The sequence below is a fragment of the Novosphingobium mangrovi genome (assembly GCF_022818885.1).
Taxonomy (GTDB): Bacteria; Pseudomonadota; Alphaproteobacteria; order Sphingomonadales; family Sphingomonadaceae; genus Novosphingobium; species Novosphingobium mangrovi.
Genome location: NZ_JALHAT010000012.1, coordinates 162816 through 182104, shown reverse-complemented (window position 1 = coordinate 182104; position 19289 = coordinate 162816). Strand labels below are relative to the sequence as shown.

Genomic DNA, 19289 nt, shown 5'->3' with positions numbered 1-19289 from the left:
CGTTCGGACCGCAGCCAGACCGCGCTGATCATTCGCGGCATGGCACCCAGCCGTGGCAACCGGACAAGCTCGACCTTCATCAACGGCGTGCCCATTTCCGATGGCACCGTGACGGGCATCTTCGATTTCGACCATGTCGAAGTGCTCAAGGGCCCGCAGAGCGCCTACTTCGGCCGCCAGACCTTTGCCGGCGCGATCAACATGGTGACCGCGCAGCCGACCGACTACTTCACCGGCTACGTGAGCGCCCTTGGCGGCTCGCGCGACTACCTCGACCTGCGCGGCGCGGTGGGCGGTCCGATCGTTCCGGGCGTGCTCTCGTTCCGGGCAAGCGGGCGCTACTTCACCCGCGACGGTTCGTGGAAGAACAACGCGATGCCGGGCGAAATGCTGGGCGACCAGTCGACCCGCAGCGGCTCGCTCCAGCTCGATTTCACGCCGACCGACAATCTCTCGGTCAAGCTCTTCGGCATGATCGCGCACGACGATGACGGCGCAGGCGCGACCGGCGTGCTGCTGCCCGAGCAGGCCAACTGCGAGATCGGCGGCAATCCCTTCTTCTGCGGCCAGCTGCCCGACCTCTTACCCGGCCAGCCGAGCGCCAACACCGAGATCACGCCGGGCCTCCGGGAGATGTTCGCCAACTATTCGCCGATCATGTCGCAGGACGAGAACATCGACCATTACGGCATGGTGCGCGACAGCAACCACTTCAGCGCGACGGTCGAATACGTCACCGACAGCGGCATCAGCCTGACCAGCATGACCGGGCTCAACCGCAATTCCTGGACCGTTCTCTACCCCATCACGGGCGTTGCCTCGCCGTACGAGAACACCTTCACGAACGGCGAGTTCGCGATGGAGAACACCGACTGGCCGTTCACCATCCAGCACCGCCAGAAGGACTTCTCGCAGGAATTCCGGGTCTCCTCCGATCCCGATGCGCGCCTGCGCTGGATGGCCGGCGGCAGCTACCTGTGGGCCAAGGGCTATGAAGGCTACGCGCAGCTCTACTTCTTCAGCGGGCTCTCCTCGGACTTTTCCTCGACCAGCGAGAACGAGACCTGGGGTGGTTTCTTCGGCCTGTCCTATGACCTGACCGACACGATCACGATCGACCTCGACGGGCGCTACCAGTCCGACAAGATCATGAGCCGCGACGGCGCGACCGACGTGATCGGCTACGAGAAGACCTACAATAACTTCCTCCCGCGCATCAGCGTCCAGTACAAGCCCAACCCGGACCTCATGCTCTATGCGACCTATTCGCGCGGCGTGAACCCGGGGCTGGGCATCGACCCGCTGCTTTCGGTTCCGCCCGAGTACGCCGCGGACCTCGAGGCGCAGGGCGTCACCCACGGCGTGAAGCCGGAAATCCTCGACAACTTCGAGGCGGGCTTCAAGGGCAGCCTGTTCAATGGCCGCCTGATTTTTGCCGGCGATGTCTATTACGACATCTGGTCCGACAAGATCACCGAGACGACGCTGCTCATCCCGCGCGCGAACGACACGCCGCTCTATGTCTCGGTCTTCACCAACCAGGGCCGCGTCGACCTCAAGGGGCTCGAGCTGGAGATGACCGCGCGTCCGACCGACGAGCTGACGATGTTCCTGGCTGGTGCGATCAACGACAGCACGATCAAGCGCGGCTCGTGCGCCTTTTGCCAGACGATGACCGGCGACGGGGACGCGACGGGCAACCGCCTGCCGTTCACCTCGAAGTACTCGCTGCAGGGCTGGGCGGAATACGCCGTGCCGGTGCCGTCGATGGGCGACTATTCGGTCTATGGCCGGGGTGAGTTCACCTACAAGTCGGGCGTTTACGCCAGCGAAGGCAACTACGCGAAGACCGACGATGCCGCGGTCGTCAACTTCCGCCTGGGCATGCGCTCGGACGGTCTCAGCTTTGAGGGCTTTGTCACCAACGCCTTCAACAACAAGACCTACACCAGCGTGCAGCCCAACTGGGAACTGGCGAACCCGGCGCAGAGCTTTGCCACCTACGACACGATGGTGGTGGGCCTGCCCCAGCTGCGCACCTGGGGCTTCCGCGTCCGCTACGACTTCTGATGCGCGAGGGGAGGGGGCCTCGGCTCCCTCCCTGGACTGTCCCACGAAAAACCCCGGCGGTGTGCACACCGCCGGGGTTTTTCGTGGGCGCTTTCGTGGGGCTTCCCTACGGGTCAGACCGGGCGGTAGGGGAACGATGTCACAGGCTTGGCGCCCATGCGTTCGAGCGCGTTGATGACGGCGGCGCCGGCGAGCAGAGAGCCCGGTTCGCCGATGCCGGTCGGGGCCTCCTCGCTGTCCACGATGGCCACCTCGATCCGGCGCGGCATGCCGTACATGCCCTGGATCGGGTAGTCGTGGAAGTTCGACTGCACGGCTGCGCCGTTCTCCACGGTCAGTTCGCTGACAAAGGTGTTGGAGAGCGCAAAGGCGATGCCGCCCTCGATCTGCGCGCGCACGATGTCGGGGTTGATGGCAAGGCCGAGGTCCACCGCGCACACGATCCTCTCGATGCGGTAGTCCTCGGGCGTGCCGGAGACTTCGGCGATCTGGGCAATGTGGGTCTCATCGGCAAACTGCACTGCGACGCCCCGGGTGATGCCCTTGGGGGCAGGGCTATCCCAGTCCACCATGGCGGCCGCGCGGCGCAGGACGCCGGCCGCGCGCGGACGTTCGGCAAGAAGGCCAAGGCGAAAGGCAACCGGATCGGCCTTTGCCGCGCGGGCAAGGCGGTCGACGAAGATCTCCTTGGCGGGCGCGGTATGGTTGTTGGCAATGCCCCTGTAGGTCTCCACCGGAATGTCGAGATCGGCGCGCCACCAGTCGAGACGGCCCGCCGGAAAATCGTACTGCTCAAAGGCATTGCCCAGGATCACGCTGAAGCGGTGAACCTCGGGGGCGATCTTGAGGAGGTGCGGAAACACGCCTTCGCCGCCGATGCCGTGCTCGATGGCGGTGGGGCGCCCGGTGTCATCGAGCGCGGCACGCAGGCGGTGGAGCGCCTGCGGACGGTAGCGCATGGCGGCCATCTCGTCCTCGCGCGTGCGCATCAGCTTGATCGGCCAGCGCCCTTGCGTCGCCTTGAGCACCTGCGCCAGTTCACAGATCCAGTCCGAATCCGCCGCCGCGCGCCGCCCGAAGCTGCCGCCTGCGGCAATCGTCTCGAGATGGACCTTCTCGGTGGGAAGGCCCAGGATCTCGGCGGCGGCCTGCTGGTTGATCGTCTGCGACTGGAACCCGGCGCGCAGGAAGCATTCCCCGTCCTCGATCCGCCCCATCGAGGTCAGCGGCTCCATCGGCGCGTGGGCGAGGTAGGGGAAGGTGAACTCGGCCTCGAGGACCTGCGCGGCTTCGCCAAAAGCCGCTGCACTGTTGCCGCGCTCCTCGCTGAATTCGGGCTCGGCGCTGTCCATCGCTTCGGCGAGGGTGTCGAGGTAGCCTTGCGAACTGGTGGTGCTGGCCGCGCTTTCGTCCCAGGTGATGTCGAGCGCGTCGCGCGCCTTCATCGCCTGCCAGGTGCCGTCCGCGACAACGGCAAGGCCACCTGGAATTTCAACGACCGCGCGCACTCCGGACATGACCTTTGCCGCGCTGGCATCGAAGCGCGCAATTCTGGCACCAAGGCGCGGCGGGCGCGCCAGTAGCGCGACCTTGAGGCCGGGCCAGCCCCCGTCGATGGCGTAGAGCTGGCGCCCGGTCGACTTGGCGCGGGCATCGAGCGCACCCAGCGCGCGCTGGCCGACGAGGCTGTAGGCGCTGCGCGGCTTGGGGCTGGCCTCGGGCACGTCCTGGGCTCCGGCTTCGGCTGCGAGCTCGCCGAAATGGGCGCTGCGCTCTCCAGCGCGAACGACGCCTTGTGCGACCGTGATGTCGGCTGCGGGTACCTGCCAGCGCGCGGCGGCGGCGGCGACGAGCATGGCGCGCGCGTTCGCCCCGGCTTCGCGAAGCTGCTGCCAGCTTTGCGCGATGGAAGTAGAGCCGCCGGTGGTCTGCGCGCCGTAGTCGAGGTGGACATAGTCGGGCAGGCGCGCGGGCGCGCCTTCCACGCGCACCTGCTCCCAGTTGGCGTCCAGTTCCTCGGCAAGGATCGTGGCAAGCCCTGTCCAGATGCCCTGACCCATGTCGAGGTGCTTGGCATAGACAGTGACGGTGCCCTGTGCATCGATGCTCAGGAACGGGCTGGCCAGGTGGGGGGCGTCCTCTTGCGCCCTCGCGGCACTTTGCGCGCCGTCGGGCGTCGCGCCGCGCGCCAGCTTCGGGGCCATGAGCCCCAAGACAAGGGCCGAGGCCGAGAGCGAGACGAACCGGCGGCGATCCAGGCCCCCGCGGGCCGCGGGCGAGGAGGTGTCCGGTTCGTGTCGCATCAGGTGAGGAACTCCGTCAGGGTCTTCGTCCAGGCTTCGGGCTGCTGGTCGATGATATCGACGCCGCCGCCCTCCAGTTCGGCATAGGCCATGTCCGGGCGCAGGGCGCGGGCGCGCTGGGCGTGCGCGTAGATCTGGTCGCCGGTGTTGGTGAGGATCAGCGTGGGGCAGGCAAGCCGTGGCAGGCTGTCCTCGTGGCGGTACTGGAAGCCCGCGTTATGTCCGTACCAGAACGGCGAGGGGGCCCCCATGGCCTGAAGGACGTAGCTGTTGACGGTCTCGAGAGGAAGGCTGCCTGCCACGAGACGTTCGCGGATCGCGGCGAACTCGGCGAAATGCTGGCCGCCGGGCTTGGGCACGATTTCCTTTTCGCGCAGATGCTTGTCGGCGAAGAAGGCGCTGCGCTCGGCGTCGGTCAGCGGCATCGGGCCGTTGAGGACCAGGCGCTGGACCCGTTCGGGCAGCGCCAGAGCCACTTCGGTTGCGACCATGGCGCCGGTGTGGTGCCCGGCGATGTCGAAGCTTTCGAGCCCGAGCGCGTCGATGGCCGCGACGATGCTGGCCGCAAGGTCCTCGACGCGCGGCGGGAAGGGCGGGCAGTCCGAGTTGCCAAAGCCGGGCAGGTCGATGCCGATGGCATCGAACCCCGCCTCGGCGAGGAGGCCATAGACCGCCGCGAACTGGCGGCTGTCCATCGCCGCCTGGTGCACCAGCACGAGCGGGCGGCCCGTGCCGGTACGGCGGTAGTGGATCTGCCCGAAGGGGCCGTCGACATAGCCCCGGCGCGGGGAGACTTCGGCGCTGCCCGCAGCCATCAGGCGAGCAGCGTCTGGCCGAGCTTGCGGCCGAAGGTGACCGCGCTCGAGACGATGGCGCCGCTCAGGAACGAATGGCCGAGGAAGCCGATGCCGATGGCCTCGCCCGCCGCGTAGAGACCCTCGATGGCCTCGCCGTTCGCGCCGGTGACGCGCAGGTCATGGTCGACCTTGATGCCCGGGTAGCAGGTGATCGAATAGCCGTAGTGGCGCACCGCGTAGAACGGGCCATTTGCGATCGGGGCGGGCAGGTGCTGGCGCTTGAACATGTCCGAGCCGACCTTCTGGCCGCGGTTGTAGGTGTCGATGGTCTGGGTGAAGGTGCCGACCGGCAGCTTGCAGCGCGTGGCCAGCTCTTCCAGACTATCGGCGCGCACGTAGTCTTCGTCAAAGCCTTCGAAGAGCTGTTCGAGCTTTTCCGGCTCCCACTTGAAGAGCGGCGGGGCCTCATTGCGGATGGCCTCGTCGTAGATGACCCAGAACGACCAGTCGGACTGGCGCATGATGGCGCGTTCGCGCGAATCGATGATGGGTTCGTCCTCGGGCATGAAGCGCTCGCCCTCGGCGTTGACGTAGACTTCCCAGGGCTGGCGCACGCTGGGCACGATCACGGTGTGGACCCAGGCGGCCGCCGGAGCGCCAAGGTCGCGCGTGCCGCCAAAGGACGGGAGCAGGGTATCCTCGAACCAGCTCGTACCGCCTGCCTTGCGGGCCAGCTTGAGGCCGTCACCGACCACGGTGTCGATGTGGTAGCGCAGCGGCACCACGCCGTGGATCTCCTGCCACAGCTCCTTGCTGCCGCCAAAGCCGCCGGTGGTGAGCACCACGGCCTTGGCTTTGAGGCGAATTTCTTCGCCCTTGTGGGTGGCGACAACGCCCTTGGCGACGCCGTCTTCGACGATCACGTCCTCGACCCGGGTTTCGAGGAAGAGCTCCAGGTTCCCGGCCGCAATGGCAGGTGCAATCGCGTTGCGGTAGGCCTTGATCAGCGAGAAGCCCTGCTCGGTGCTGCGGTAGGTGCGCGGCGTCGTGTAGAGGTCATGCTCGGGCGCGAAGACGGGCTCGAAGGGGGTGCAGGTCCAGCCCGATTCCAGCAGCCAGTCGATGGCTTCGGGCGCGCGCTCGATCCAGTCGCGCAGCAGCACGTGGTCGCCCGTACCGTGGTTGATGCGCATGGCGTCGGCAAAGTGGGTGTCGGCATCGTCGGCCACGCCTGCGGCGCGCTGCATCGCCGTGCCCGCCGCGCTGATCGAGCCGCCCGAGAGGACCAGCGTGCCACCGATGTCGTCCGCAGCTTCCACCAGCGCGACCTTGAGCCCGCGCGCGGCGGCCGCTGCCGCTGCAGGAACGCCGGCCGTGCCTGCCCCGACCACGATGATATCGAACCCGTCCGTCATGTTGTCTCCGCTTCTCGAGCCTGGATTTGGTGCCTTGTTGGCTTGGAGCAAAGACTGACGTGGCCGGTGCCCGACGGCGAGCCGTGAGACCTCGATGATCGCGGCGCGAACATTTTTCCGTCCGCGTGCTCGACCCGGCGGAGATGAAAGTGGCGCGCGAGGGCGCGGATCAGGCGGTGCCCGCCGGGACGCTGCGCCCCATGTCCTCGCCGATGCGCCGCGCGGTCTGGAGCACCGGGTCAAGATACTTGGCCAGCGCATCCTCGACCGTCATGGCCGTGGCGAAGAACACCAGCGTCAGCGCGCCGAGCAGCTTCTCGCCCTCGAAGATGGGCACCGCGAAGGAGGAGGTGCGGCCCGGATTGGCCGAATAGGCGGTGCGCGAGATCGCGACATAGCCCTGCTTGCGGATCTTCTCGGCCTCGCCGCTGTTCTCGAAGACGCGCAGCATCTGCACGTCGCCTTCCGAGCCGGTCGCTTCCACGTGGCGGATCAGCGAGGCGCGCGAATCGGGCGTGGCGTGCGCCAGATAGGCCCGCCCCGAGGCCGACTGGATCAGGGGCACCTGCCAGCCGGGGTAATAGTGGTTGAAGGTCAGCGGGGTCTGGGTGCTGGTGGAATCGCGCACGACCATCATGTTGCCCATGCGGGTGACCACGCTGATCGGCCAGTGCACGATGCCGGTCAGCGCCTCGATGTGCGGGCGCGCGGCGGTGACGAGCGCGTCGTGGCCCTGGAAACCATAGGACAGCGCCTGGACCAGCGGGGTCGGGCGGTAGCGCTTGCGCGAGGGTTCGCGCTCGACCACGCCCTCCTCCACGAGCGCGCGCACGAGCCGCAGCACGGTGGGATAGGGCAGGTCCACCGAACGCTGGATTTCGGAGAGACTGGGCGAGCCCTTCAGATTGATGACGCGCAGGATTTCGAGCGCGCGTCCAATCACGCGTATGGATGAATCGGCGGTCAATGGCTTCTCGGTTTTCAGGTTTTATTGTTCTGGAATGGAGGACATCTTGTCGTGTTTCGGGCGAGACATGCAAGCCGAATTGTTCATTTCACGAACATCGCATTTCCCGAAGCTGGCATCACGCAGGCCCGACCCGCATCCCCGGGGCTCGAAAAGCGAGATACGTGACGACAGGGGATGTGCGTGCGGGAGACCGAAGTTCTGATTGCCGGTGGTGGACCGGTGGGCGCGATTGGCGCGGTGCGTCTTGCCAGCATGGGGATCGATGTCCTGTGCTGCGAGCAGACCGAGAGCTTCGCGAGCGATCTTCGCGCCTCCACGATCCACGCCGCCACGCTGGAAATGCTCGACGCGGTCGACGCCGCCGAGCCGCTCATTGCCAAGGGCCTGAAGGCGCCGGTCTACCAGTGGCGCGACCGCCGCTCGGGCGAGCACTATGACTTCGACCTTGGCGAAGTGGCCGATGTCGCGCGCTTTCCCTTCCGTCTCCAGTGCCCGCAGCACCACATGGCCGGGCTCCTGACGCAGACCCTGCCGAGCATGGCGAACGCCGAGATGCGTTTTGGCACGAAGCTCATTTCCGCGCACGAGGACGCGGAAGGGGTGGTCGCGACACTGGAGAAGGACGGGCGCACCGAAGAGGTGCGCGCGAAGTTCCTCGTCGGGGCGGACGGATCGCATTCGACCGTGCGCAAGCTGATGGGCGTCGACTTCGAAGGCTTCACCTACGAGGAGAAGTTCGTCAGCGTCTCGACCGCGCACCCGATCGAGGAGACCATGCGCGACATCGCGCTCGTCAACTACATCGCCGATCCCGAGGAATGGCTCGTGCTGCTGGCCGTGCCCGGGCTCTGGCGCATCCTGGTTCCCGGCGACAAGGCCGTCAGCGACGAGGAGTTGCTGCGCGATGAGGCGATTGCCGACATCTTCGCGCGGATTGTCCCCGGTACGCCTGTGGAGACGACATTCCGCAAGATCTACCGCGTGCACCAGCGCGTCGCCTCGCTCTTCCACAAGGGGCGCATGCTGCTGGTCGGCGATGCCGCGCACATCAACAACCCGCTCGGCGGTTTCGGCATGAATTCGGGCATCCACGATGTCTGGAACCTGGCCGACAAGTTGTGGAGCGTGCTGCGCCAGGATGGCGATAGCGAACAGCTTGCGCTGTTCGACCGCCAGCGCCGCGGGATCACCAAGGCCTTCATCCAGGCCCAGTCGATCGAGAACAAGGCCTTCATGGAGCACGCTCCGGGAGAGGCCCACGCCGCCCGCCTCGCACGCATGGCCGGGATCGCCAACGATCCGGTCAAGCGCCGCGAATACCTTCTGAAACAGGCCATGTTCCAAAGTCTGGCCGACGCGGAGAAAATTGCATGAGCATCGATACTGTACCCGGACGCGTGAACCGCGACCAGCTGGGCTTCCGTCGCAAGTTCGGTGTCCTGGGCCCCTCGACCAACACCAGCGTCCAGCCCGATTTCGACGACCTGCGCGTGCCCGGTGTCACCAACCACTACAGCCGCATCGTCGTCGACAACGCCAAGGCGGTCTCCAACGAGACCTTCATGGCAGGCGCCTGGGAGATCAGCGACAACACCGTGGACGCGGTCAAGGGCGTGCTCACCTGCGCCCCTGATTACCTCGTCATGGGCATGTCGGCGGTGACCTTCTTTGGCGGGGCGGAAGGGGCCGACAAGTGGCGCCGCAATGTCGAGGAGATTTCGGGGCTGGGCGTTTCGACCGGCGCGGATTCGGTCGTGGCTGCGCTCAAGGCCTATGGGCCGGGGATCAAGAAGGTTGCTTTCTTCTCGCCCTACTTCCCGACCGCCAATGCCGAAGTGAAGAACTTCCTGTCCGACCACGGCTACGAGACCGTGCGCGACATTCCGCTGCAGTGCCCCTCCTGGCTCGCCATCGCCGAAGTCGAGGAGCGCCGCACCATCGACACCTTCAAGGCGCTCGACGGGGATGACGTGGACGCTCTGATCCAGGTCGGCACCAACATTTCAGGCATCCGCGCGGCGGCGGCGGCCGAGCTGTATCTGGGCAAGCCGGTCATCGCGATCAACACCGCAACCTACTGGCACGCGCTGCGCGCCAATGGCATTCAGGACCGCCTGATGGGCTTTGGCCGCCTGATGAGCGAATTCTGATCGCTCCCGGCGAGGTCCTGCGCGGAAGGCATAGTCGTGCCGCCTGTGCAGGGCCTTGCCACACCTGCCTTGTTTCTTTCCCGCTAGACGTCGAGACCTTCGAGCCATGACCACGACCGCCACCAGCTTCATTGACGGCGCCTTCCTTCCGGCCGGGGACGGCTTCGAGCTTCCTGTCTTCGATCCGACGAGCGGGGCGCAGGCGAGCGCGCTGCGCGAGGCCGATGCGGCCGAAGTCGATGCGGCGGTCAAGGCCGCGCGCGCGGCGTTCGGGCCGTGGAGCGCGCTTGGCAGCGAGGCGCGCAGCAATGTGCTCCAGGCCATTGACGCCAAGCTGCGCGCGCACGGCGATGAACTTGCCGAACTGGAAGCGCGCACCTCGGGCCTCCCGATTTCGGGCGTGCGCCCGCTGATCGACCGCGCCGCCGAGAACTTCAAGCGCTTTGCCGAGGTCGCCAGCATGATGGCGGGCGAGACCTTCCAGCAGAACGAGAAGTACCTCACCTACACCACCCGCGAAGCCAAGGGCGTCGCCGCGCTCATCGCGCCGTGGAACGCGCCGCTGGCGCTGGGCTCGATGCGGCTGGCGACCTGCATCGCCTTTGGCAACACCTGTGTGCTGAAGCCGTCCGAATACACGCCCCAGTCGACCCTGCGCATGGTCGAACTGATGCACGAGGCGGGTCTTCCCAAGGGCGTCGTCAATGTCGTCAACGGCCGGGGCAGCGTGACAGGGGAAGCGCTCACCACCCACCCCGACATCGACATGATCGGCTTTACCGGCGGCACCACCACCGGGCGGCGGATCATGGCCGCGGCAGGCGAGCGCCTGACCCCTGTGACGATGGAACTGGGCGGCAAGTCGGCCGCCATCGTCGCGCCCGATGCGGACCTGGAACGCGCGCTCGACGGCACGCTGCTCGCCATCTACGCCAGCAACGGCCAGCAGTGCCTGGGCGGCTCGCGCATCCTCGTCCACGAATCCATTGCCGAGGAATTCATCGCCGCCTTCGTCGCGCGCGCCAAGGCCATCCGCATCGGCGACCCGTGCGATCCGGCGACCGAGATGGGCCCGCTCGCCTTCGAGGCGCACCGCGCGCACGTGCAGCATTACCTGGACGTGGCGCGTGAGGATGGGGCCGAGATCCTGCACGGCGGCACCGCTCCCGAAGGCCGTGAGCAAGGCTGGTTCATGGAGCCCATCGTCGCGCGCGCGCCCAGCAATGCGGCGCGGATCTGCCAGGAGGAGATCTTCGGGCCCTTCGCGACCTTCCTCACCTATTCCGACCTCGATGAGGCCATCGCGATGGCCAATGCCTCCGACTTCGGCCTCGTCTCCTATGTCTGGACGCGCGATCTGGCGACGGCCATGGCCTGCAGCGCGCGCATCCGCGCGGGCACGATCTGGGTCAACACGCCGATGATGCGCGAATTGCGCGCGCCGTTTGGCGGGTACAAGGAATCGGGCATTGGCCGCGACGGGGCGCGCCACTGCGCGGACTTCTTCACCGAGGCCAAGACCACCTCGATCCCGCTGGAGGATACGCCGATCCGCCGTCTCGGCGCCTGATCCGCAAGAGACGCAAGAAAAAGGGCCGCGCCTGTACCTTTGCGAAGGTGCGGGCGCGGCCCTTCTCGTTCGGGTGGCTCAGTAGTCGCCGAATTCGTTGGTGTCGGGAAAGACCGTTTCCTCATAGCGCGCCAGCACATAGGCATGGCCCTTGGCATAGCCGTTCATGCGCACCATCAGCGCGTCCTTGCGGGTGACCCAGATGTCGAGGTCGCCGTCGATGTCGCCCGTGCGCCACAGGAAGCGGTGGCACGCGAAGGTGCCTGCGGGCACGTGCATGTCCTCCTCGCCCAGATACTCGACCGGCATCTCGACCTTGCGGCCATGGCCCATCGTGCCCCCGTTCCAGGTGAGCGAGGTTGTGAGCAGCTCGATGGTCTGGATGCCCGGCACGCTGCGGTCGAGCTTCATCAGCTTCCAGCCTTCCGCGGCGGTCGGGTGATAGCCCAGCACCTCGCGCGCGGCCTCGAAGGGAAAGGCGGAGACGTCGATGGGCGCGCCGTCAGGACCAAGCACGACGGAGGTCACTTCGCCGTCTGTGACCTGGCGCACCACCGATCCGGCGTAACGGCCATCGGCGTAAAGGCGCGCAAAACCGTCGCGCGGAGTGAAGTCGGCCTCCACCGTCTGCATGACCTGGCGCACGATGGAATTGCCCGGAAAGCGCGAGAGCGTCATCGCCGTGCGCGACCCGTCCGGGTTGCAGGTGAGGATGAAGTCCTCCCAGTCCGCCGTGCGCTCGGGCGCATCGAGGGGGTGGGTGACGTACGAGCCGGTGATGCGTGTGAAGGGCATGGGCCCAACAGATCGCGCAAGGGCATGGCGATCAATTCTGCAGCGCACCGATGTTCACGCGGCGAAGGAAAGGAGGCAAGCAGGAAGCCAATTTCAAGGGGCCATCGCCCCTTGACCCCCAAATGGGCAACCTCACCTTTCTCGGTCAGAGTGGCGTGAGAAAGGTGCGGTCGACAGTTCGGGGATTCCGAGGGCGATAGCCCTCGGAATCCTGTCTTCTGACTTCAGGCCGCCGTTTCGCTCGTCGGTTCGGTCTGGCCGGCGTAGGGCACATCGCGTCCGCCAAAGCGGCGCACGCGGATGTTGGCCTGTTCGCCGTGCCCGGCAAAGCCTTCGAGCGCGCACAGGCGCGAGCAGTAGTCGCCGATCAGCGCGGAGGCCTCGTCGGTCTCGATGCGCTGGTAGGTGCAGGTCTTCAGGAACTTGCCGACCCACAGGCCACCGGTGTAGCGCGCGGCCTTCTTGGTGGGCAGGGTATGGTTGGTGCCGATGACCTTGTCGCCGAAGCTGACATTGGTGCGGCTGCCCAGGAACAGCGCGCCGTAGTTGGTCATGTTGTCGAGGAAGTACTGCGGATCGGCGGTCATGACCTGGACGTGCTCGGAGGCAATGTCGTCGGCGATTGCGACCATTTCCTCGGTGCTGTCGGCGACGATGACCTCGCCGAAGGTCTCCCAGGCCTTGCGGGCATGGTCGGCGGTGGGCAGGATCTGGAGCAGGCGCTCGATCTCGGCCATGGTCTCGCGTGCGAACTTTTCCGAATTGGTAAGGAGGACGCCGGGGCTGTCGGGGCCGTGTTCGACCTGGCCCAGGATGTCGGTCGCGGCGATCTCGGGATCGCAGCCCACCTCATCGGCGATGATCAGCGTCTCGGTCGGCCCTGCGAAAAGGTCGATGCCCACGCGTCCGAACAGCTGGCGCTTGGCTTCGGCGACGAAGGCGTTGCCCGGGCCGACCAGAATGTCGACCGGATCGATCGAGGCCGTGCCAATCGCCATGGCGCCCACCGCCTGGATACCGCCCAGGGCATAGATCACGTCGGCCCCGGCGAGCGCCTGTGCGGCGACGATGGCGCGGGCCGGGCGGCCCTGGAACGGCGGGGCGCAGGTGACAACGCGCTTTACGCCTGCAACCTTGGCGGTGATTACCGACATGTGCGCGCCGGCCAGCAGCGGGTACTTGCCGCCCGGCACGTAGCACCCGGCCGAGTTCAGCGGAATGTTCTTGTGGCCCAGGACAACGCCGGGAAGCGTCTCGACTTCGACGTCCTTCATCGAGGCGCGCTGGACCTGCGCGAAGTTGCGCACCTGCGTCTGCGCGAACTCGATGTCCTTGCGCTCCTGCGGGGTCAGGCTGTCGACGCAGGCTTCGATCTCGGCGTCGGTCAGGCGATAGTCCTCGCGGTCCCAGCCATCGAAGCGGATCGACATGTCGCGCACGGCCGCATCGCCGCGCTGTTCGATGTCGGCCAGCGCGGCTTCGACGATATCGCGCACCTTGCGGTCGGCATCGGCCTTCGTCTCGGCGCTTGCGCCGCGCTTCAGATACTGCGCCATCTTCACTCTACCCTTCGTCATGTGTCGTATTGGATGAGGCCGACTTGGCGCGGCGTGCGCCTTGCGGGAACGCTGCGTGGCGCAGATGTCCATATCGCGAAAAGATGGACCGTTCCCGGCGTCGCAGGGGCGGGCGCGGGGGAAGGCTCAGGCCTTCTCCAGTCGCTCGATGATCGGGCCGAGCACGTCCGCGATGAGCTTTTCGCGCATCGCGCGGCGGGCATCGTCCTCCTCGGGCGAGAGCGTCAGGTCCTCGATCCCGCTGGCCACGGCAAGGCCCTGTGCTTCCAGCACCTGTTCCATCGCGCGCATGCGTTCACGCGTGACCGAAAGTTCCATCGTCAGCGTCACCATCGCGCGCAGCATCTGGTCGACGATGGGGTTTTCCAGGAAAGTGACGGTGCGGTCGCCGGGCTTGGGGCCTGCGGGAAATGCGTCCTGTGCCGGGGTATCTGCCGGGGTGGTCATGGCTTGCGCCCTCCGAAGAAGAAATAGGTGGCGGCGCCCGCGCTTTCGTAGTCGGCAAAGGCGTGGTCGGGATCGAACCCGGCGCGGGTCAGTTCGGCCATCATGTCGAGCTCGACGAAGCCGGTCCAGAACGGCTCGCCGTTGTGGCGCACCTGCCAGTCGTTGGTGGCCTGCTTGATGAGCGGGATGCGGTGCGCGTGGTAGGGCACGTCGAGATGCAGGACGAGGCCACCGGGCTTCAGCAGGCGCCAGCATTCCTTGAGGATCTCCTGCGTCTGCGCCGCGGTCGTCTCGTGGAACATGATGATCGAGGTGATGAAATCGACGCTCTCGTCGGGAAGGCCGGTGTCCGCGGCGTTGGCCTCGACAAAGTCGATGGCAAGTCCGTTCGCCTCGGCCGTGCCATGGGCAAAGCGCACCAGCGGGCGCGCGCACTCCAGCCCTGTGACCTCGGCCTCGGGCCACAGCTTCTTGTAGGCGTGGGTCTGCTCGCCCGTGCCGCAGCCCATGTCGAGGACGCGGGCGGGGACGAGGTCCGGTGCGCGGCGCTGCGCGACTTCGGCCACGAACTGGCCCAGCGTGTCCTTCTCCAGCGAGCCGCGCGCGGACATGCCCTTGGCGCTGCGGTAGAGTTCGACCGTGCCGGTGTAGTTGAGGCCCTGTTCGATGTCGTCGGCGCGGCGCTCGCGCCAGTAGCCGCCGGGCTGGCGGTGGATCTCGGTGGTGCTGACCGGGGCGCGAACAACCAGATCATCGCGCAAGGTCACGCTGCCGCCAGCCGGACGCGCATCGCGCAGCGCGCGGTAGGTTTCGATGCGGTCATCGATGATGCGGTCGGTCGTGTCCTGCACCGCGTCCCACATCAGGTTCTGGCTGTGGAAGGTGAGCGCCGACCAGGTCTGGAACAAGGGATCGTTCTCGACCGCCGCGACCGCCTCCTTGCGGGTGGCGGGAGGAGCGCCGTGTTCCGCCTCGTAGGCCGGGGCCAAGGTCGCATCGAAGCGGCGGTCGAGCGCCGCCTCGACATCGAAATTGATGAATTTCTTGAAGCCGCCGATGAAATTCTGCCGGGCGGTCTCGTCGTGGTTGGGTGTGAACGCGAAGTCGCGCGCCGTGAAGGTTTCGTTCTGGGCCATGGGGGAAGTCTCGCGCAGGAGTTCGCCCTCTGCAATGTGGGGGCGTGCGCTGTTCGCGGCATGAACATCTTGCAGGCATCGTGCTTATGCATTCTGCGTATATCGAGTCGAATAATTCGACTGGAATTTCGATACCTCTCTGGCAGCAAGGGCGCTCAGCCATTGCCAGGGAGCAGCCATGTACGCGGATATTCAGGACGATCTGGAGATCGTCGGCATCGTCAACCACCGTCCCGGATCGGTGGCGAGTGGACCGCAAGGGGCCGACTTTGATCCCGCCTATATCCGCAAGGCCGCGCTGGAGCAGGAAGCGGCGGGCTATGACCGGGTGTTGATTGCCAATGCTGCGGTCATGCCTGAAAGCTTTGCCATCGGCGCGCACCTCTCGGGCGTGACCTCCAAGCTCGGCTTCATGATGGCGCATCGCCCGGGGCCGGTGCAGCCCACCTACGCCGCGCGTCATCTCGCGACGCTTGACCGGCTGAGCGAGGGCCGCGCGGCGGTCCACGTCATTGCCGGGGCCGACGACCGCGAAGTCCAGGCCGACGGCGCCTTCAACACCAAGGAAGAGCGCTACCGCATTGCCGCGGAATACGTGGAAGTCATGCGCCGGGTCTGGTCGAGCGAGCAGCCCTTCGACTTCGATGGTGAGTTCTACAAATACCGCGACGCCTTTGCGATGGTGCGCCCGCAAGGCGGCGCGATGCCGGTCTACTGGGGCGGCACCTCGGATCTGGCGCTCGACCTGTGCGGCAAGGTCGCCGACGTCTACGCGCAAGGGGGGGACACCTTCGAGGGTGCGGGCGACCTCGCGCGCAAGGCCCATGCGGCCGCCGCGCGCCACGGGCGCGACATCAAGGTGCTGATGACCATGGTGATCCTTCTGGGCGAAACCGAGGATGCGGCCTGGGAGCGCGCGATGAAGCTGGAGCAGCAGGTGACCGAGCGCATCGCGGGCGGCGAGCGCGGCATTGTCATGGGCAAGCACGACAAGGACGAGGACAAGGCAGCTGCGGGCGCCTTCCAGCGCATGCTGGCGCAATCCAAGCAGGGTGACCGGCTCGACCGGTGCCTGTGGACAGGGCTCAACAAGGCCTTCAAGGGGCGCGGCAACAACTCTGTTCTGGTCGGAACGCCGCAGCAGGTCGCCGACAGCCTGATGGAGTACCGCCGCCTTGGCATTACCCGCTTCCTTCTGCGCAGCCCCGAACAGGACACCGACGCCGCGCTGATCGGGCGCGAGCTCGTACCCGAACTCAAGGCACAGATGGCCGCGGCCAAGGCGGCGCTGGCATGAGCGGGATTGCGCCTTACACCATGGCGCTGTGCCGTCCGGCGACGGGCAGTGTCTTTGGCGCGGACGGCATGCCGCTCGACGGTGCGCTCGACGCCAACATCGCCATTGCCTGCGAGGCCATTGCGCGCGCGGCGGGCGAGCACGGCGCGCGCCTTGTCGTCTTTCCCCAGTTCGCGATGACTGGCTACACCCCGCTCGGCCCCGAGGCCTGGCTGGGCGCGGCGGTGACCTTTCCGGGACCGGAAATGGAGCGGCTGGGCGAGGCCGCGCGCAAGGCGGGTGTCTATGCCGCCGTGCAGATCGCCGAGAAGCACGCGGCCTTTCCGGGGCGCTATTTCTTCTCGGTCGCGGTGCTCACGCCCGAGGGCGAGATTGGGCTGGCTTACCGCAAGAACTATTCGCTCTCGCTGCGCACCAGCCCGGTCGACGTCTACGACCGTTTCGTCGAGACCTTCGGGCATGGGGCGTTCCTGCCCGTGCTTGACACGCCGATTGGCGGGCTGGGCGTTACCATCGGGGCCGAGCCGCACTGGCCCGAGCCGATCCGCGCCATGGCGCTCAAAGGTGCCGAAGTGATCCTCAATCCGGTCGCCGCGATGCAGGGGATCGACTACCTCAACCGTCCGGGCGCAGAGCTGTGCCGCCCGGTGCGCGCCTTTGAAAACGCGGTCTACTTCGGCATGGCGAACATTGCGCAAGGGGCGCTGCCCTCGCAGGCCTGGGATTATGAAGGACGTCCCATCGGCGCGGCGGTGAGCGAGGAATTCCACCTCTCGACCATCGATATCGAGGGCTTGCGCCGTGCGCGCAGCCAACCGGCGGGCAACCTGATTGCCGGGATGCTGCCCCAGATCGAGGAGGACCGCAGCGCGCTCACGCTCTGGCCCTCCAACGCCTTTGGCGATGCGCCGCCGGCAGGCTTTGCGGCGATGATTGAAGTCGAAACGCAGGTGCGCGAGCGGCTGCAGGCGCTGGGCCGCGATCACGCGCCCGCGCCTGAGCCAACCTCCTAGCCAAGGAAGCTTTCGACCACCGCCTGGCGCCTTGCGGCAAAGGCGGGGTCGGAGGCGGCGGGCAGGCTTTCGTAGCGCGCGCCCGGCAGGGTGGGGGCCAGCTCGGCGGTGTTGGCGGCAAGCGGATCGTCGCTCGCCGCCATCATCAGCGTGGGGACGGGCACCATCGGCAGGCGCTCGCGCACGGGCCAGGTGAAGGCGGCGTGGTAGCCCAGCGGATAGGTCTCGTTCGCCTTCAGCAGTTCCAGCAGCCAGGCGTGGAGCGCGGGCGCGGGCATGATCCCGGCCTCGCGGCGCCCCTCGCGCGTGCGGTTGTACCAAGGCCAGAAGCTGCACTGGTCGCGCAGGAACTGGAACGCGCGCGACAGATACGCGCCGTCAAGATCGGGCGTGAAGGCGGGCGCGTAATTGGCGAGCAGGCTTTCGAGGAACGCGCCTTCGAACAGGCCGACACCATCCAGCACGAGATGGGCGACGCGCGTGGGCTGGGCGATGGCGATCTCGGCGGCGATGCACGCGCCGGTGTGCGAGCCGTAGAGGTCGAACTCCTCCAACCCTAGCGCGTCGAGCGCGGCCAGCGTGGTCGCGGCGAAATCGCGCGCATCGGGAGCGGCCAGCGGGTGGGGCGAGCTGTCTCCGAACCCGGCGGTGTCGGGCGCGAGGACGCGGCGCCCGGTCCCCAGCTGCTCGATCAGGGGCACCAGCTGGCGCGAACTTCCCGGCGAGGCGTGGAGGAGGACGAGCGGGCGCCCCTCCCAGCGTACTTCGCGGTAATGCACCTGGCCAAACGGCACGTCCACGAAGCCACGGCGCACGGGCGAAGCGGGGGAATTCGAGGACATATGCAGGTTCTCCTTGCCGGTCTGGTCCCGGGTGTGCCGGGCTAGCTTCGGGATAGCGCGGCGCGCGCGGGGCTGACAGGCGCGCGCAGGCAAATGGCCGTCAGGAGAAAACCCAGGGCGGCCTGTCAGCCATGCGCGAGCGTGATCACGGTGCCCATGAAGACCAGTCCTGCGCCGCTGGCCATGGCCGTCCGGAGCAGGCCTTCGCCCGCCGCGCTGCGCGGCCACAGCTCGAACAGGCCGATATAGAGGAAGCTGCCCGAAAACAGCGCGAGGAGCAGCGCGAAATGCGCTTCGCCCATCGGGAGCAATTGACCCAGCACGATGCCCAGAAGCGGGGCGAGCGAATTGGCGAGCAGCCAGCGCGGCGCGTTGTGCGCGTGGCCGTGGGCTAGGCTGAGACCCGCCATGTTGGCGCCATCCGCCAGATCGTGGGCGAGCACGGCGGCGGCCACGATCCAGCCCGTCGTCGGCGAGATCTGGAAGGCAAGGCCGATCCCGACACCGTCGAGCAGACTGTGCGCAAGGAGCGCGATGCGCCCTGCGCTCGCCTTGGGGGCGGCGGTCTCGGGCAGGTGATGGAGCAGCAGCCCTGCGCCAAGGCCGATCAGCGCCATGACAAGGACGGTGGCCGTCGCGCCCGGGCCGGTCTGGCCGTGAAGCGCCTCGGGCAGGAGGTCGAAGAGGGCCAGCCCCAGCACGAAGCCGCTGGTCACGCCGAAGATCAGCGTGCTTTTTCGCACGAGGCGCAGGGTAATCACCCCGCCCGCATAGGTGGCGAGCGCCGTCGCCAGGCCGACGAGGAGGAGCGAGAGTGTGGGGGAACCGGACATCGCTGCCATGTGATGTTGTTACATGGCAAATTCAAGTGCGATCAGCCCTGTCCTCATGGGCAAGATGGCAAGGG

General features: G+C 66.9%; 16 protein-coding genes. 6 read left to right on the top strand and 10 right to left on the bottom strand.

Translation table 11 applies throughout. The features are described 5' to 3' along the window. Positions 1–2070, top strand: a 2070-nt coding sequence (locus tag MTR65_RS09555) for a TonB-dependent receptor (protein ID WP_243799499.1), incomplete at its 5' end; no start/stop codon positions are given. 113 nt (positions 2071–2183) lie between these two features. Here the strand turns inward: MTR65_RS09555 and MTR65_RS09550 are convergent. From MTR65_RS09550 to MTR65_RS09535, 4 genes are all read right to left on the bottom strand, one after another. Then, a complete protein-coding gene (locus tag MTR65_RS09550) occupies positions 2184–4373 on the bottom strand; it encodes a xanthine dehydrogenase family protein molybdopterin-binding subunit (protein WP_243799497.1) in 2190 nt (729 codons plus the stop codon). Beyond that, complete coding sequence (locus MTR65_RS09545) at positions 4373–5188, bottom strand: alpha/beta fold hydrolase (RefSeq protein ID WP_243799495.1); 816 nt, start codon at positions 5186–5188, stop codon at positions 4373–4375. Before MTR65_RS09545 ends, MTR65_RS09550 begins: the two co-directional genes overlap by 1 nt. After that, positions 5188–6585, bottom strand: a complete 1398-nt coding sequence (locus MTR65_RS09540; RefSeq protein ID WP_243799493.1) for an FAD-dependent oxidoreductase — start codon at positions 6583–6585, stop codon at positions 5188–5190. Before MTR65_RS09540 ends, MTR65_RS09545 begins: the two co-directional genes overlap by 1 nt. Positions 6586–6754: 169 nt before the next feature. Continuing rightward, positions 6755–7552, bottom strand: coding sequence for a helix-turn-helix domain-containing protein (locus tag MTR65_RS09535; RefSeq protein ID WP_226634701.1), 798 nt, complete (start codon positions 7550–7552; stop codon positions 6755–6757). A gap of 183 nt (positions 7553–7735) precedes the next feature. On the opposite strand from MTR65_RS09535, the gene MTR65_RS09530 reads away from it, so the two are divergent. From MTR65_RS09530 to MTR65_RS09520, 3 genes are all read left to right on the top strand, one after another. Continuing rightward, a complete protein-coding gene (locus MTR65_RS09530) occupies positions 7736–8929 on the top strand; it encodes an FAD-dependent oxidoreductase (RefSeq protein ID WP_419145040.1) in 1194 nt (397 codons plus the stop codon). After that, positions 8926–9705, top strand: a complete 780-nt coding sequence (locus MTR65_RS09525) for a maleate cis-trans isomerase family protein (protein ID WP_243799488.1) — start codon at positions 8926–8928, stop codon at positions 9703–9705. The genes MTR65_RS09530 and MTR65_RS09525 overlap by 4 nt, the downstream gene beginning before the upstream one ends. Before the next feature lie 106 nt (positions 9706–9811). After that, positions 9812–11275, top strand: a complete 1464-nt coding sequence (locus tag MTR65_RS09520; protein ID WP_243799486.1) for an aldehyde dehydrogenase family protein — start codon at positions 9812–9814, stop codon at positions 11273–11275. 78 nt (positions 11276–11353) lie between these two features. Here MTR65_RS09520 and MTR65_RS09515 read toward each other — a convergent pair whose 3' ends face one another. The 4 genes from MTR65_RS09515 to MTR65_RS09500 form a co-directional block, all read right to left on the bottom strand. Further along, positions 11354–12070, bottom strand: a complete 717-nt coding sequence (locus MTR65_RS09515) for a DUF3108 domain-containing protein (protein ID WP_243799484.1) — start codon at positions 12068–12070, stop codon at positions 11354–11356. A 224-nt stretch (positions 12071–12294) separates the two neighbouring features. After that, entirely contained in the window at positions 12295–13626 is a 1332-nt protein-coding gene (gene hisD / locus MTR65_RS09510; RefSeq protein WP_243799481.1) for a histidinol dehydrogenase, read from the bottom strand. A gap of 147 nt (positions 13627–13773) precedes the next feature. Further along, positions 13774–14094, bottom strand: coding sequence for a hypothetical protein (locus MTR65_RS09505; protein ID WP_226634689.1), 321 nt, complete (start codon positions 14092–14094; stop codon positions 13774–13776). Then, positions 14091–15230, bottom strand: a complete 1140-nt coding sequence (locus tag MTR65_RS09500; protein ID WP_243799478.1) for a class I SAM-dependent methyltransferase — start codon at positions 15228–15230, stop codon at positions 14091–14093. The genes MTR65_RS09505 and MTR65_RS09500 overlap by 4 nt, the downstream gene beginning before the upstream one ends. Before the next feature lie 178 nt (positions 15231–15408). Here MTR65_RS09500 and MTR65_RS09495 point away from each other — a divergent pair, with 178 nt between their 5' ends. After that, entirely contained in the window at positions 15409–16527 is a 1119-nt protein-coding gene (locus MTR65_RS09495; protein WP_243799476.1) for an LLM class flavin-dependent oxidoreductase, read from the top strand. Then, the gene (locus MTR65_RS09490) at positions 16524–17540 is read left to right on the top strand and encodes a nitrilase-related carbon-nitrogen hydrolase (RefSeq protein WP_243799474.1); all 1017 of its coding nucleotides are present in this window, start codon (positions 16524–16526) and stop codon (positions 17538–17540) included. Before MTR65_RS09495 ends, MTR65_RS09490 begins: the two co-directional genes overlap by 4 nt. Here MTR65_RS09490 and MTR65_RS09485 read toward each other — a convergent pair. Next, positions 17537–18382, bottom strand: a complete 846-nt coding sequence (locus MTR65_RS09485) for an alpha/beta fold hydrolase (RefSeq protein ID WP_243799471.1) — start codon at positions 18380–18382, stop codon at positions 17537–17539. The two genes, MTR65_RS09490 and MTR65_RS09485, sit on opposite strands and share 4 nt — an antisense overlap. A 125-nt stretch (positions 18383–18507) precedes the next feature. After that, the gene (locus MTR65_RS09480) at positions 18508–19224 is read right to left on the bottom strand and encodes a ZIP family metal transporter (protein WP_243799470.1); all 717 of its coding nucleotides are present in this window, start codon (positions 19222–19224) and stop codon (positions 18508–18510) included. Positions 19225–19289 lie beyond the last annotated feature (65 nt).

Bases quoted from the DNA above. Each gene is read 5' to 3' on its own strand.
- MTR65_RS09550 (WP_243799497.1), bottom strand. From the start codon at position 4,373: ATGCGACACGAACCGGACACCTCCTCGCCCGCGGCCCGCGGGGGCCTG.
- MTR65_RS09545 (WP_243799495.1), bottom strand. From the start codon at position 5,188: ATGGCTGCGGGCAGCGCCGAAGTCTCCCCGCGCCGGGGCTATGTCGAC.
- MTR65_RS09540 (WP_243799493.1), bottom strand. From the start codon at position 6,585: ATGACGGACGGGTTCGATATCATCGTGGTCGGGGCAGGCACGGCCGGC.
- MTR65_RS09525 (WP_243799488.1), top strand. From the start codon at position 8,926: ATGAGCATCGATACTGTACCCGGACGCGTGAACCGCGACCAGCTGGGC.
- MTR65_RS09520 (WP_243799486.1), top strand. From the start codon at position 9,812: ATGACCACGACCGCCACCAGCTTCATTGACGGCGCCTTCCTTCCGGCC.
- MTR65_RS09515 (WP_243799484.1), bottom strand. From the start codon at position 12,070: ATGCCCTTCACACGCATCACCGGCTCGTACGTCACCCACCCCCTCGAT.
- hisD (WP_243799481.1), bottom strand. From the start codon at position 13,626: ATGGCGCAGTATCTGAAGCGCGGCGCAAGCGCCGAGACGAAGGCCGAT.
- MTR65_RS09505 (WP_226634689.1), bottom strand. From the start codon at position 14,094: ATGACCACCCCGGCAGATACCCCGGCACAGGACGCATTTCCCGCAGGC.
- MTR65_RS09500 (WP_243799478.1), bottom strand. From the start codon at position 15,230: ATGGCCCAGAACGAAACCTTCACGGCGCGCGACTTCGCGTTCACACCC.
- MTR65_RS09495 (WP_243799476.1), top strand. From the start codon at position 15,409: ATGTACGCGGATATTCAGGACGATCTGGAGATCGTCGGCATCGTCAAC.
- MTR65_RS09490 (WP_243799474.1), top strand. From the start codon at position 16,524: ATGAGCGGGATTGCGCCTTACACCATGGCGCTGTGCCGTCCGGCGACG.
- MTR65_RS09485 (WP_243799471.1), bottom strand. From the start codon at position 18,382: ATGTCCTCGAATTCCCCCGCTTCGCCCGTGCGCCGTGGCTTCGTGGAC.
- MTR65_RS09480 (WP_243799470.1), bottom strand. From the start codon at position 19,224: ATGGCAGCGATGTCCGGTTCCCCCACACTCTCGCTCCTCCTCGTCGGC.